The sequence below is a fragment of the Lysobacter sp. CFH 32150 genome (assembly GCF_022758295.1).
Taxonomy (GTDB): Bacteria; Pseudomonadota; Gammaproteobacteria; order Xanthomonadales; family Xanthomonadaceae; genus CFH-32150.
This window is the reverse complement of record NZ_JALDWJ010000010.1, coordinates 186652-199768: the sequence shown is the minus strand read 5'-3', so window position 1 is coordinate 199768 and position 13117 is coordinate 186652. Positions and strand designations below refer to the sequence as shown.

Here is a 13117-nt window from a genome sequence, read left to right as displayed (position 1 = left end):
CGATCACCTGCTCCCCGAACACCGGGATGCCACGGAAGGTCTGCTGGTAGCGCGTATTGCGCACGCCGTGGTCGGTATGGCGGCTCTTGAGCACCAGGCGCGATTCCGGATCGAGTTGCAGCAGCTGTTCGTGGCGTTCATGCGCCATCGCCGCAACACCGCTTCTCACGACGACGGACTTGTACTGGGCGTTGAGCTGCTGGAGATCCTGGCGATGCAGGTCGATGCGGTCGGCTGCGGAAGCCACGCCGGCGGTCAGTGCCAAGCCGGTGGCGAAGGCGAGCGCATGCAAGCGGAACGAAAGTTCACGATTCACGAGAATTACCCCCGATAGAGAGTGTCGATATTGGCCGCGACGCGGCCTCCCTGACTGCGGTCCTGCATCCGCCCCTGTCACCTGCACATCCTTCCCCGGGTGCCGATGCGCGGCATTGGGGAGCAGGTGTCTTCGGATATCGCACGCGGTGGTTTGCCGTGGCGATCCGCGGACGCTAGGCGCGCTTGTTCGTGGCGTCAATGCGCCCCGGCCAAATGTTTTGATTACGTGAAGACGTGGATGACGCAGCACAAACCGAAGTGGGCATGGCCGTAGCCGCCATGCGTGTTTGCGCCATGTCGCATGCAAATGCAGCAGAGTGCTTACGGAATAGGCCGACATGCTTGTGCTGCGTCGCAACAAGCGATTGCGAAATAGCCGCATCGAGGCAGCGACCGTGTCGACGGTTTCAACCCGGTTTTGCGCGCGTCGCCCCTTCCCCCGATCGGGTCATTGCCAGTCATGGAAAAACGTCGATGTTTGACGACTGTCTACAGACAAACCGCAGGAGGTTGAACATGACGCTCCAGATTGGCGACATCGCACCCGATTTCGAAGCCGACACCACCGAAGGCCGCATCGCCTTCCACGACTGGATCGGCGATGCGTGGTGCGTGCTTTTCTCACATCCCAAGGATTTCACCCCGGTCTGCACGACGGAGTTGGGATACATGGCGCGGATCAAACCGGATTTCGACAAGCGCAACGTCAAGATCATTGGCTTGAGCGTCGACCCGGTCGCCGATCACAAGCGCTGGGCCCAGGACATCCGCGAGAGCCAGGGCACTGCACCCAACTATCCGGTCATCGGCGACCCGGACCTGCAGGTGTCGAAGCTGTACGGCATGCTGCCGGCCGATACCGCGGGGACTTCGGCAGGCCGCACCCCGGCTGACAACCAGACCGTGCGCAATGTCTTCGTCATCGGCCCGGACAAGAAGGTCAAGCTGGTGCTGATCTACCCGATGACCACCGGCCGCAACTTCGACGAAGTGCTGCGCGTGATCGACTCGATGCAGCTCACCGCGAAGTACAAGGTCGCGACACCGGTCAACTGGCACCCCGGCGAGGACGTGATCATCGCCGCCTCGGTGTCCGACGAAGAAGCCAAGCAACTGTTCCCAGCCGGCTGGAAATCGCCGGAACCTTATATCCGCGTCGTGCCGCAACCGCGGATGTGAGCGGGATACGGGCGGGGACCATACCTTGTCCCCGCCCTATTTCGTTGTGGTCTCAGATTGACGCCACCTGCAAGGACACCTGCTTCCTGCTGTCCGGCAACCATTGCGTGCCGACTTCGCGGAAGCCGAACCTTGCGTGGAAACGCTGCGACGCTTCGTTCAGCGGCTTGCTGTAGAACTCGCAGGTGACCGTCGTGATCGCCTGCCCGCGTGCGAACGCGAACAGATCCTCGTACAGCGCCACACCGAGCCGTTGCCCCTGGTGCGAGGCGGCGACAGCGACGCGATCGACGTACAGGAAGCGGTCGTAGCGCTCGGCGAACCAGCCGTAGTTCGGGCTGTCGTAGTCGGCGCCTTCGCGGAAGACCAACAGGAAAGCGACCACGCCGTCGCCATCCTGGACGACACGGTGATAGGCCGCCTGCCCATCGAGATGGACCAGGCGCGCGGCGTCCATCGGGCTGAGTAGGTGCTCCGACTCCAGGTTCAGGCGCAGGATCGCGGCATGGTCTGCCGCGGTTGCGTCGCGAATCACCAGCGACATCGTGTTCGACCAATGAGGTGGGGATTTCAAGCTTGGCGCAATGCTCTGATTGCCGCAACGCATTGCCGATTGCGGGTTAGGCTTCCAGCAACGCCTTGATCGCCGCAAATCCTGCAGTCGCGCGCTCCTGCTTGTGCGCGGCATCGGCGATGGGATCGGCGCCGTCGCGCTGCAGTTCGGCGGTGGGCAACTCGTCGAGGAAGCGGCTGGGCAGGTGGCGCACGCGGTCGCCCCACTTCGTCGCCTCGCGGGCGTACGACAGCCACAGCTGTTCCTTGGCGCGGGTGATGCCGACGTAGAGCAGGCGGCGTTCCTCGTCCAGGCGACCTTCTTCGAGCGAGGCTTCGTGCGGGAGGTTGCCGTCTTCGACGCCGACGATGAAGACGTAGCGGAATTCCAACCCCTTCGCTCCATGCAGGCTCATCAGTCGGACCTGGTTGCCGGCATCGCCCTTGTCGGCGTGCGAGAGCAGCGCGAGCGAAGCGGCGAGTTCGCCGGGGCCGCTGGTCTTTGGGCCGTCGAACCAGTCGGCGAGCTCGTCGAGGTTGCGACGGCGGACCTGGAACTGGGCCTCGTCCTTGCACTGCGCACGCAGCGCGGCGAGCAGGCCGGAACGTTCGTTGAGCTTGCGCACCAGCTCCGCAGGCGGCAAACGCGCAGCGTCGCTGCGCAGGCCGCGGACGATGTCGGCGAAGCCGCCGAGCGCGTTCGCCGCGCGCGCCGGCAACTGCTTGAGCAGGCCGACCGATTCCGCTGCACGCGACAATGGCTGGTGCGCGTGTTGTGACAGCTCCGCGAGTTTGGCCAGCGTGGTGCCGCCGACTTCGCGCTTGGGCGAAGTCACCGCGCGCAGGAACGCCGCGTCATCATCGGGATTGGCGATCAGCCGCAGCCACGCCATCGCATCCTTCACTTCGCCGCGGTCGAGGAAGGCGGTACCGCCGCTGAGGTGGTAAGGCACGCGCAACAGCTGCAGCGCTTTTTCCAGTACACGGCTCTGGTGGTTGCCGCGGAACAGGATGCAGAAGTCGCTCCACGGCGCGCCGCGGGATTGATTCAAGAAATGAATCTGATCGGCGACCTTTTCCGCTTCGTGCGCGGCGTCCTTGCATTCCCAGATGCGGATGCGCTCGCCGTCGGCCTGCTCGCTCCACAGCGTCTTCGGGTGCTCGTGCGGGTTGTGCGCGATCAGCGCATTCGCCGCGCGCAACACGCGGTTGCTGCAGCGGTAGTTCTGCTCGAGCTTGACGATCTGCAGCGTGGGGTAATCGTTGCCCAGTTGCAGCAGGTTGTCGGGATTGGCGCCGCGCCAGGCATAGATCGACTGGTCATCGTCGCCCACGCAGGTGAACAACCCTTTCGGCCCGGCCAATGCCTTCAGCAGGCGGTACTGCGCATCGTTGGTGTCCTGGCACTCGTCGACGAGGAGATAGCCGATGCGCTCGCGCCACGCGGCGACGGCATCCTCGTCGGATTCCAGCAATTGCACCGGCAGCCGGATCAGGTCGTCGAAATCGACGGCGTTGAACGTGGTCAGGCGCTGCTGGTAACGGGCGTACAACGCGGCTGCTTCGCGTTCGCGCACGCTTTGCGCCGCTTCGGCGGCCTGTTCCGGCGACAGGCCTGCGTTCTTGGCGCGCGAGATCAGGTTCTTCGCCGCATCGATGACATCGGGTTTGCTGCCTGGCGGCAACAGGTCTTTCAGCTGCGCCGCGCTGTCCTCGCTGTCGAAGATCGAAAAGCCGCGCTTGAGCCCGAGCTTGGCGTGTTCGATCTGTAGCAGCTTCAGGCCGAGCGCGTGGAAGGTGCAGACGGTCAGGCCTTCGGCCGCGTCTCCCTTGATGCGCTTCGCCACGCGCTCGCGCATTTCGCGTGCGGACTTGTTGGTGAAGGTGATCGCGGCGATGCGCTTCGCGGGCATGCGGCCCGAGGTGATCAGGTGCGCGATCTTCTCGACGATGACGCGGGTCTTGCCGCTGCCGGCGCCGGCGAGTACCAGCAGCGGGCCATCGGTGAGCAGCACGGCTTGTCGTTGGGGAGGATTGAGGCCGTGCATGGGAGGACTGCGGATCAGGACGCGTAGTTTACCCGGCGACGCGCGCGTGCTCGGCTAAACTCGTCACATGGCCAAGCTTTACTTCTACTACTCGGCGATGAACGCCGGAAAGACCACGACGCTGCTGCAGTCCGCGCACAACTACCGCGAGCGCGGCATGCGCGCGGCGATCCTGACCCCGCGCCTGGACGACCGCGCTGGCAGCGGCCGGGTCGCGTCGCGGATCGGGTTGCAGGCGGAGGGCGTGGCCTTCGATCGCGATGATGATCTCAAGGCCTGGGTGGACCTCGATATCGCCGCGCACGGCAAGCTCGATTGCGTCCTGGTCGACGAGGCGCAGTTCCTGACCAAGGCACAGGTGTGGCAGCTGAGCGAGATCGTCGACGCGTTGAAGATCCCGGTGCTGTGCTACGGCCTGCGCACCGATTTCCGCGGTGAACTATTCGAGGGCAGCCAGTACCTGCTGGCCTGGGCCGATGAGCTGGTCGAGATCAAGACGATCTGCCACAGCGGCAAGAAGGCGACGATGAACGTGCGCATCGATGCGCAGGGCCGCGCGCTGCAGGCCGGACCGCAGGTGGAGATCGGCGGCAACGAGCGCTACGTGTCGGTGTCCCGGGCGGAGTTCAAAAAAGTGATGCGCGGCGAAGGGCGGATCGAGCCGTTGCAGCCGCCGCTACTGAAAGAATGAGCGTAGGGCGGGTTTTAACCCGTCGTCTTGGTGGCCGGCATCGCAATGGCGGGTTAAAACCCGCCCTACCGTTTCGCCAGCACCCTGCATGCATCGCGGATCGCCGCGACTTCGCGCGGAAGCCGGCCGCCCTCCGGCAGGGCGACGCGTAGTTCCGCCTCCAGCGCGTCGAGTTCGCTGCGCGCCTGCACGGCCAGGCCGTTGCGGCAGCGCGCTTCGGCCAGGTAGGCGCGGGCTTGCCAACGCAGCCGGTCGGTCTCGTTGCCTTTCCCGGGCAACACTGCGATCGCCTCAATCCGCGCCAGCGCGGCGACGTTTTCGCGCGCCTGTTCGCGCGCGAGCGCGAGTTCGGCGACGTGCGTGCGCACATGCGCGGGGCCGTAACCGTCACGGGTCAGGCGCAGCGCCTGCGTGAGTCGTTCCAGCGCTTCGGCGTGGTGGCCATCTGCGGCCAGTAGTTCACCGTAGATGCGGTCGATGTCGCCGACGCGCTGGTGGTCCTTGCCGACCAGCTGGACACGCAAGTCGCGGGCTTCGGCGATCAGCGTCATCGCCTCGCGTTGGCGTCCCTGCGCATGGAGCAGCTGGGCGTAATCGACCAGCCCGCGCGCGAGCAGCTCGCGGCTGTGCGTCGCGCGCCAGATGGTCACTGCGCGTTTCATGTCGCGTTGCGCTGCCTGCAGTTCGCCGCGCTCCCAGGCGACCATGCCCAGGGTGTGGAAACTCCTGCCGACGTCGGCATGCTTGTCGCCGAGGCGTTCGACGAGCTGCCGGTTGGCGCTCTCCAGTTCGCGCTCGGCTGCGTCGAACCAGCCTTGCTCCATGTACACGCCACCGCGTTGCCGGCGCAGTTCCAGCGTGGTCGGGTGGCGTTCGCCGAGCAGCTCGGCCGACAGCGACAGTGCGGCGTCGAAAGCTTCCCCGGCGGCGGCGATGTTGCTTTGCTCGCGCTGCAGCATGCCGATGCGTTGCTGCAGCTCGATTGCCAGGGGATGGCGTTCGCCCACTTCCTGCCGCAGCTGCGCTAGTGCGCCGCGGTAGCCGCGCATGGCGGCAGCGCTGTCGCCGCTGTCGCCGTGCAGGTTGGCGAGGTCGAACAGGTTCTCGATCACGCCGACGTCGTCGCCGAGCGGGTCCTTGCGCAACGCCAGCGACCGCTCGAACAGCAGACGCGCCGTGTTGCGTTCGCCGTTGGCGCGACGGCAGCGCCCGAGTTGCGAATAGAAATTGGCGACCTGCACCGGCAGCTGTGCCTGTTCGCGTTGCGCGTTGTCGAGCAAGGGCTGCATGCCGTTGACGCAGGCCTGGTGCTGGTTGAGTGCGAGTTGCGTGGCGCCACGCTGGGTCGCCGATTCAAGGCGCAAGCTCGGCGGCAGGTCGGTCAGCGTGGCGACGATGCCGGTCTGGCGCTGCAGCAGGTCCTGCGCTTCGCGGTAATCGCCGAGGCCGTGGCGGATGCGCGCGATCACACCGTAGATTTCGGCGCGCGCACGTGGCTGTCGACCGAGTTCGCGGTCGGCGCGGACGATGCCGGCATCGAGCAGGTCGCGCAAGTCCATCGGCGCGCCGCCGGAGGCGTTGCCGGCGCCTTCGAACAGGCTGGCGACGAAGGCCTGCATCGCCTGCGCGCGGGCGGCTTCCTGCACCGCCTGGCGAGCCTGCCAGGCGACGATCGCCAGCGCGGTGGACAGCACTGCGGTGACCAGCACGGCCATGCCGATGGCCCAGCGGTGCCGCTGCAGATATTTGCGCAAGCGATAGCTGACGCTCTGTGGTCGCGCTTGCACCGGTCGCCCCGCCTGGTAGCGCTGCAGGTCGAGGGCCAGCGCTTCCACCGAGGGGTAACGTTGCTCCGGCCGTTTGGCCAGCGTCTTCAGCACGATGTTGTCGAGATCGCCTGCGATGATGCGCGCGCGTCGCTTCAGTGCAGCGGCCTCGGGTCCGACGGTGTCGTCGGCCGCGCGCTGCAGCGTCTGCGAGGGCTTGAGCGGATCGACCAGCAGGATCGCCTCTTCCCATTCGGCGTCGGTCTGGCGCTTGAGCCGATACGGCTTGGCGTCGGTCAGCAGCTCGTACAACACCACGCCGAGCGCATAGACATCGGTCATGGTGGTGACGACTTCGCCGCGTACCTGTTCCGGCGCGGCGTAGTGCAGAGTGAAGGCGCGCACGCCGGTACGGGTCTGGTCCGGGGCCGCGAGTTCGGTATCGATCAGTTTGGCGATACCGAAGTCGAGCAGGCGCACTTCGCCGGCCGGAGTCACCAGGATGTTCGATGGCTTCAGGTCGCGATGCACGATGAGGTTGGCGTGGGCATGACTGACCGCCGCGCAGACCTGGTGGAACAGCGCGAGCCTCGCTTCCAGCGACACCTTGCGGTTGCGGCAATAGTCGGTGACCGGTTCGCCCTCGACATACTCGAGCGCTAGGTAGGGCTGGTGGTCGGTACTGACGCCGGCGTCGAGCAGGCGCGCGATATGCGGATGCGCCAGCCGTGCCAGGATCTGCCGCTCGCGGGTGAAACGCAGGCGCAGGTTGGGATCGGCGAGGCCCGGGCGCAGCAGTTTGAGCGCGACCCGGCGCTGGTACAGACCGTCGGAACGCGCCGCCAACCAGACCTGGCCCATGCCGCCTTCGCCGAGCATGCGGTCGAGCCGGTACGGTCCGACCTCGATGCCTGGACGGGGCCCTGGCAAGGGTGCGACCAGGGGTTCGGAGAGGAAGTCCTCGCGTTCCAGTTCCAGTTGCAGCAGCGCTTCCAGTTCGGTTGCCAGCTGCGGGTCTTCCTCGCGCATCAGCGCCAGGCTGCGCACGCGCTCGTCCGGCTCCAGCTCGAACAAGGCATCGAGCAGTGGTGACAGCCGTTGCCAGTGCTCGGCGTCCATCGACGGCTTGGAGTCAGCTGTCCTTCAACGAGGCCAGCAGGAACAGTCGCGCCTTCTGCCAGTCGCGACGGATGCTGCGCTCGGAACGTTGCAGCAGCGCGGCGATCTCCAGCTCGTTGAGGCCGGCGAAATACCGCAGTTCGACCACTTGCGCCAGGCGCTGGTCGACCGCGGCGAGGCGGGTCAGGGCGGTGTCGAGGCCGAGGGTTTCCTCGTCCAGGCGCAGGCCACCTTCGACTTCCTCGGGCAATTCGGTGACGCGGTGCAGGTCGCCGCCGCGCTTCTGCGCCAGGCGCTGGCGGGCGTAATCGACCACCACGCTGCGCATCGCCGAGGCGGCGTAGGCGAAAAAGTGCGCGCGATCGTCGAAGCGCGCCGAGTTGCGGCCGATCAGCTTGAGGTAGGCCTCGTGCACCAAAGCGGTGGCGTCGAGGGTGTGGCCATGCTGGCCGGCGAGCTGGCGCCGCGCCATCGAGTGCAGCTCTTGGTAGAGCGTTGCGAGGACGCGATCAAGCGCGCCGCGATCGCCATCCCTGGCCGCGTCGAGCAATTCGGTGATGTCGGCAGTATCGACCATCGTCTCCCCCGAGGGCGCCCGCAATATAGCCCGAAGCGGTGGCCGCCGGGTGATCCGAGTTCCGTTACAGGCCCCGCGTTCAGCGCTGGCAGTGGCCGCACCAGACCGTGGCACGCTGGCCGATCATGGCCTGCTGCAGCGGCCGCCGGCAGCGCGGGCAGGGTTCGCCGCCGCGGCCGTAGGCCAGCAATTCCAGTTCAAAATAGCCGGGCGCGCCATCGGGGCTGATGAAATCGCGCAGGGTGGTGCCACCGCGGGTGATGGCGTAGGCAAGGATGTCCTGCACCGCCGTCGCCAGCCGGACATAGCGTTCGCGCGACACGCGCCCGGCAGCGCGCAGCGGCGAAATGCCGGCGGCGAACAGCGCTTCGGCCGCATAGATGTTGCCGACCCCGACCACGATCTTCTGGTCCATCAGGAAGGTCTTGACCGGTGCTTTGCGGCCGCGGCTGCGTTCGAACAGGTAATCGCCGTTGAAAGTCGCGCCGTTGAAAGTCGCGCCACCAAAAGCCGCGCCATCGAATCCATCGGCCAAGGGCTCTGGCCCCAGTTCGCGCAGCAACTCGTGGGTTTCGCCCGGCGGCTGCCACAGCAGGCAGCCGAAGCGACGCGGGTCGTTGAAGCGCAGCACGCGATTCGAGGAGAGCGCGATGTCGACATGGTCGTGTGCATCCAGCGGCGTCGCCGGCGGCAGCACGCGTAGGCTGCCGGACATGCCCAGGTGCAGCAGCGCGCTGCCGGCTTGCGTATCCAGCAGCAGGTACTTGGCACGACGGCGCACCGCCTCGATACGCTGTCCCGGCAGCAGTGCGGAGATTTCCGGCGGAATCGGCCAGCGCAGGTCCGGCCGGCGCAAGGTCACCGCGCGCACGCGGCGGCCTTCCAGGTGCGGCGCCAGGCCACGGCGCGTGGTTTCGACTTCGGGTAGTTCGGGCATGTGGGCAGCGTACTATCGGTTGCCGTCATGAACGAACTGATCGCCCCGGGCCTGGTTTTGCGGGACCTTGCCGCAGCCGAACTCGACGCTGCGATCGCAGGTCTGGCATGGCGCGGCGGACGCCTCCACGCTGGCGTGCACGGCGCGCGCAAAGGCCTGCGCCGCACGCGCGCGATCCTCGCCCTCGGTGAAGCCGTGCTCGGGCCGGGCGCAACGTTGCTGGATCGCGAACTCCGCCGCGTCAACGACGGCCTGTCGTCATTGCGCGATGCCCAGGCGCTGGTGGAAACGCTGGATCGGTTGATCGCCAAGCATCCCGAGGTGGAGATCGCGCAGCAACTGCGTCGTGCCCGCCGCGTCGCAGCCAGCCGGCGCCCGCTGCGTACACGCGCTGCGTTGCACGCCGACCCGGGACTGGCAGCAACCCGTGCGTTGCTTGCGACCTTGCGCGCTGCCTTGCCCGGGCTGCCGTGGGCGGCCATCACGCCACTGCATTGGGAGGACGCCCTCGCCGCGAGCGCGGAGCGCATCGTGCAGGCGCGGTCGCGCGTGCACGCTTCCGACAGCGACACGGCCTGGCACCGCTGGCGCCGCCGGATGCGGCGGCTGTCGCAGCAGCAGCGCGCCTGCAAACTGGCGCACCTGGACTTCATCACGCCGTCGTTGTTCGACAAGTGCATGGCCGAACAACTCGGCGCGGCGCAGGACCTGAACCTGCTGCTCGAACATTGCCGCCGCGACTCCCCGTTCGCCAAGGACGACCGCAGCGCCCTGAAACGTTACGCCGAGACCGCACTGGCGCGGCAGCGCAAACGCATCCTGACCGCTGACCAAACCGTCTAGCCCACGCAGCCACGCGGCCGTTAGACTGCGCCAACTTCGGGGAGAGAACCGTATGCGACAGTGGATGTTGGCCGCGTGTTTGTTGCTGGGGACGTTGACCGCCATCGCCGGGACACCGGCTTCCGCGCCGACCATCGGCGCTGCCGCGCCCGTGCAGCTGGGCAAGGATGGCAAGAACAACGTCGTCGACCTGTCGGCCTATCGCGGCAAGGTCGTGATCGTCACGTTCTGGGCGTCCTGGTGCGGCTATTGCCTGAAGGAACTGCCGGCGTTGAATGCGCTACAGGAGCAGGTCGGCAACCAGTGGCTGCAGACCATCGCGGTCAATGTCCAGGACGAGAACGCGGACTACCGGGCCATGACCCGCCAGATGCGCGACTACAAGCTGCTGCTGTCGCGCGACCGCAGCGGCGACATCGCCGCCAGCTACGGGGTCGACTCCTATCCCAACCTGTGGATGGTCGATCCGCAGGGCAATGTCGCCAGCCACCACGTGGGCTACGGCGAGGGATCGCTGCAGGCGATCATCGACGAGATCAAGCGCTTGTTGCAGGCTGAATTGGACCGCCAGCAGGCGGCCAAGGCCGGCTGAGCAGGCTTGCGTCAGGGTCCCAGCGACCCCATCACAGAAACAGGACCATTCCCGTGCGACGCATCGCCTGAGGTGCGATCATCGCGCGTGGGACCGGGTGCGCCCCGGCCCTTCTCGTCTCCGGAGTTCGTATGCCCGCTTTCCTCGACTTCCTCGCCGGTGGCCTCATCCAGGCTGGCTGGGGCACGTTGCTGATCTATTTCCTGGTCGCGACGCAGCTGACCATCTTCTCGGTGACGTTGTACCTGCACCGCTCGCAGGCGCACCGCTCGGTCGATTTCCACCCGGCCCTGGCCCACGCCTTCCGCTTCTGGACCTGGCTGAGCACGTCCATGGTGACCAAGGAGTGGGCGGCGATCCACCGCAAGCACCACGCCAAGTGCGAGACCGAGGAAGACCCGCACAGCCCGCAGATCAAGGGCATCAAGACCGTGTTCTGGCGCGGCGTCGAGCTCTACCGCGAAGCGCGCGCCGACCGCGAGTCGATCGAGAAGTACGGCAAGGGCTGCCCGGACGACTGGATCGAGCGTCACCTGTACAGCAAGTACCCGACCCTCGGCCCGACCCTCTACCTGTTCATCAGCTTCGCCCTGTTCGGCTTCGCCGGCGTGGCGCTGTGGGCGATCCAGATGGCGTGGATCCCGTTCTGGGCCGCCGGCGTCGTCAACGGGCTTGGCCACTGGTGGGGTTACCGCAATTTCGAAACCGCCGACACCGCCACCAACCTTACCCCGTGGGGTTTCTGGATCGGTGGCGAAGAGCTGCACAACAACCACCACGCGTTCCCGTCCTCGGCCAAGTTCGCGCTGCGCAAGTTCGAATTCGACATCGGCTGGTCGACGATCAAGCTGTTCGAGAAACTCGGCCTGGCGACCGTGCTGCGCGTGGCGCCGACGCTCGACGTGCGTCCGAACATCGCGATGCCCGACGGTGAAACGTTGAAGGCGTTGCTGGCGATCCGCTTCCAGGCGATGACCGACTACTACCGCAACGTCACCCTGCCCGCGCTGCGCGAGGCCGCTGCCGAGAAGCGCAAGCTTCCGCGCCAGCTGCGCAAGGGCCTGGCCGATGGCGGCCGCTGGCTCAGCGAGGACAAGCGCGCGCGCCTGCAGGCCTGGGTCGCCGAGAGCCCGCGCATGGCGCAGCTCGCCGAATTTCGTGCGCGCCTGGCGCAGGTGCTCGACGACCGCTCGCATGACGCGCAGGCCACGCTGCAGAAACTGCATGCGTGGTGCGCCGAAGCCGAAGCCAGCGGCATCCGTGCGCTGCAGGATTTCTCGGCGCGCATGAAAGGTTATTCGCTGCATACGGCGTGATGCGTTCGCGCTTTGCGTTCTCCAGCAAGCCCGCACTTCATCGTGCGGGCTTTTGCGTTTTCCTGCTGTTGCCGTTGATCGCGGCCGCGCAGGTCACCCAGACCAGCGACTACCTCGCGCGCATGGATGCCGATGGCGACGGCCGTGTCGCGTTGGTCGAATACCAGGACTGGATGAGCTACGCCTTCGATGCGATGGATCGCAATCGCGACAGCATCCTTGCCGCCGAAGAATTGCCAGGTGGTCGCGGCCAACCCGTGACGCGCGAAGCGCATCGCGCCCGGCTGGCGGAGACGTTCAAGCGCCAGGACGGCAATCGCGATGGATTCCTCAGCACGAAGGAACTGGCCGCACCGCCGCAATAGTGGAACCAGCACCAAGCGCAGCCGATGGGATATCCACATTCGACCCGGTGCCGCCACTGTCAAAAAACGGCGGGACTTTCGCCCCGCCGTGTTGCTCATTCAAACGACGTTATTGCTTGGTCGGAACATTGACCTTGTCGATGCCGTGGATGATGCCGTTGCTTGAATCAATATCGGCCGCGGTGATATGTGCGCCGTCGATGATGACCTGATTGTCGGTCAGCTTGATCGGAGCCAGTTGACCGTTCACCGTCTTGGCCGCTTCCCACTTGCCGATGTCGGCTGTGCTCTTGCGACCGCTGACGACGTGGTAGTTCAGCAGCGAAACGAGCTCTTCCTTGTTCTCGGGCTTGAACAGATTCTCGAGCTTGCCGGTGGGCAGCTTCTCGAATGCCGCGTCGGTTGGGGCAAAGACAGTGAACGGACCTGCGCCGCGCAGGGTGTCGCTCATGCCGGCGCGTTCGATTGCCTTGGTGAAGGTCTTGAACGAATCGTTGGCGGCAGCCGTATCAACGAGATTCTTGGTGCTGGGTGTATTGCTCATGGTGCTCATAATCAGAATGCCTTGGGTGCAATCCGCGGTCTTGCGGAATCGAAAGCGGCCGAAGCCGTGGCCCCTGCGTCTGCAGGAGCGCGAGGCTCAGTTGCGGTTTGGGAGTGGAAGTGCAGCGCGGCTGAGTGGCCGTTACGACCTTGCGTCGTAGTGCCCGGACAACATGCGCGTTTGTTCCTTAACGCGATGTTACGACTCGCGACCGCATCGGCCTGGGTCGTCCATGCGATGTGGAACATTCGCGAACGCTAAAAGACAACG

Annotated in this window: 12 protein-coding genes and 1 pseudogene; 6 read left to right on the top strand and 7 right to left on the bottom strand. The window is 66.0% G+C overall.

Going from position 1 to position 13117, the window contains the following annotated elements; all coding sequences use genetic code 11:
* Positions 1-316: pseudogene (locus MO486_RS16525) on the bottom strand (peptidase M4 family protein); the annotation flags it as partial.
* Between the two features lie 518 nt (positions 317-834).
* On the opposite strand from MO486_RS16525, the gene MO486_RS14895 reads away from it, so the two are divergent.
* The gene (locus tag MO486_RS14895) at positions 835-1497 is read left to right on the top strand and encodes a peroxiredoxin (protein ID WP_242909457.1); all 663 of its coding nucleotides are present in this window, start codon (positions 835-837) and stop codon (positions 1495-1497) included.
* Positions 1498-1549: 52 nt separating this feature from the next.
* On the opposite strand, the gene MO486_RS14890 is transcribed toward MO486_RS14895, so the two are convergent.
* Positions 1550-2071 (bottom strand): GNAT family N-acetyltransferase, encoded by a 522-nt coding sequence (locus tag MO486_RS14890; RefSeq protein ID WP_242909455.1) that lies wholly within the window; start codon positions 2069-2071, stop codon positions 1550-1552.
* A 46-nt stretch (positions 2072-2117) separates the two neighbouring features.
* Positions 2118-4097, bottom strand: coding sequence for a UvrD-helicase domain-containing protein (locus MO486_RS14885; protein ID WP_242909453.1), 1980 nt, complete (start codon positions 4095-4097; stop codon positions 2118-2120).
* A gap of 67 nt (positions 4098-4164) precedes the next feature.
* On the opposite strand from MO486_RS14885, the gene MO486_RS14880 reads away from it, so the two are divergent.
* Positions 4165-4788 carry a thymidine kinase gene (locus MO486_RS14880; RefSeq protein WP_242909451.1) on the top strand — a complete coding sequence of 208 codons (624 nt, stop codon included), beginning with the start codon at positions 4165-4167 and terminating at the stop codon, positions 4786-4788.
* A 65-nt stretch (positions 4789-4853) separates the two neighbouring features.
* On the opposite strand, the gene MO486_RS14875 is transcribed toward MO486_RS14880, so the two are convergent.
* The 3 genes from MO486_RS14875 to mutM form a co-directional block, all read right to left on the bottom strand.
* Complete coding sequence (locus MO486_RS14875; protein WP_242909449.1) at positions 4854-7673, bottom strand: serine/threonine-protein kinase; 2820 nt, start codon at positions 7671-7673, stop codon at positions 4854-4856.
* 13 nt (positions 7674-7686) lie between these two features.
* On the bottom strand, positions 7687-8250 hold the full coding sequence (locus MO486_RS14870; RefSeq protein WP_242909447.1) for an ECF-type sigma factor: 564 nt from the start codon (positions 8248-8250) through the stop codon (positions 7687-7689).
* Positions 8251-8329: 79 nt separating this feature from the next.
* On the bottom strand, positions 8330-9187 hold the full coding sequence (gene mutM / locus MO486_RS14865; RefSeq protein WP_242909444.1) for a bifunctional DNA-formamidopyrimidine glycosylase/DNA-(apurinic or apyrimidinic site) lyase: 858 nt from the start codon (positions 9185-9187) through the stop codon (positions 8330-8332).
* Between the two features lie 27 nt (positions 9188-9214).
* On the opposite strand from mutM, the gene MO486_RS14860 reads away from it, so the two are divergent.
* The 4 genes from MO486_RS14860 to MO486_RS14845 all read left to right on the top strand — a co-directional run bounded on the left by MO486_RS14860 (position 9215) and on the right by MO486_RS14845 (position 12303).
* Positions 9215-10030: a CHAD domain-containing protein gene (locus tag MO486_RS14860; protein WP_242909442.1), complete on the top strand. Its 816-nt coding sequence runs from the start codon at positions 9215-9217 to the stop codon at positions 10028-10030.
* A 52-nt stretch (positions 10031-10082) separates the two neighbouring features.
* Entirely contained in the window at positions 10083-10622 is a 540-nt protein-coding gene (locus MO486_RS14855; RefSeq protein WP_242909440.1) for a TlpA disulfide reductase family protein, read from the top strand.
* 131 nt (positions 10623-10753) lie between these two features.
* Positions 10754-11938, top strand: coding sequence for a fatty acid desaturase (locus MO486_RS14850; RefSeq protein ID WP_242909438.1), 1185 nt, complete (start codon positions 10754-10756; stop codon positions 11936-11938).
* Complete coding sequence (locus tag MO486_RS14845) at positions 11938-12303, top strand: hypothetical protein (protein WP_242909436.1); 366 nt, start codon at positions 11938-11940, stop codon at positions 12301-12303. Before MO486_RS14850 ends, MO486_RS14845 begins: the two co-directional genes overlap by 1 nt.
* Positions 12304-12412: 109 nt before the next feature.
* Here MO486_RS14845 and MO486_RS14840 read toward each other — a convergent pair whose 3' ends face one another.
* Positions 12413-12847, bottom strand: a complete 435-nt coding sequence (locus MO486_RS14840) for a fasciclin domain-containing protein (RefSeq protein ID WP_242909433.1) — start codon at positions 12845-12847, stop codon at positions 12413-12415.
* Between the last annotated feature and the right edge of the window lie 270 nt (positions 12848-13117).

Excerpts from the sequence above, each read along its gene's own strand:
- MO486_RS14895 (WP_242909457.1), top strand. The coding sequence starts at position 835 with ATGACGCTCCAGATTGGCGACATCGCACCCGATTTCGAAGCCGACACC.
- MO486_RS14885 (WP_242909453.1), bottom strand. The coding sequence starts at position 4,097 with ATGCACGGCCTCAATCCTCCCCAACGACAAGCCGTGCTGCTCACCGAT.
- MO486_RS14880 (WP_242909451.1), top strand. The coding sequence starts at position 4,165 with ATGGCCAAGCTTTACTTCTACTACTCGGCGATGAACGCCGGAAAGACC.
- MO486_RS14875 (WP_242909449.1), bottom strand. The coding sequence starts at position 7,673 with ATGGACGCCGAGCACTGGCAACGGCTGTCACCACTGCTCGATGCCTTG.
- MO486_RS14870 (WP_242909447.1), bottom strand. The coding sequence starts at position 8,250 with ATGGTCGATACTGCCGACATCACCGAATTGCTCGACGCGGCCAGGGAT.
- mutM (WP_242909444.1), bottom strand. The coding sequence starts at position 9,187 with ATGCCCGAACTACCCGAAGTCGAAACCACGCGCCGTGGCCTGGCGCCG.
- MO486_RS14860 (WP_242909442.1), top strand. The coding sequence starts at position 9,215 with ATGAACGAACTGATCGCCCCGGGCCTGGTTTTGCGGGACCTTGCCGCA.
- MO486_RS14855 (WP_242909440.1), top strand. The coding sequence starts at position 10,083 with ATGCGACAGTGGATGTTGGCCGCGTGTTTGTTGCTGGGGACGTTGACC.
- MO486_RS14850 (WP_242909438.1), top strand. The coding sequence starts at position 10,754 with ATGCCCGCTTTCCTCGACTTCCTCGCCGGTGGCCTCATCCAGGCTGGC.
- MO486_RS14845 (WP_242909436.1), top strand. The coding sequence starts at position 11,938 with ATGCGTTCGCGCTTTGCGTTCTCCAGCAAGCCCGCACTTCATCGTGCG.
- MO486_RS14840 (WP_242909433.1), bottom strand. The coding sequence starts at position 12,847 with ATGAGCAATACACCCAGCACCAAGAATCTCGTTGATACGGCTGCCGCC.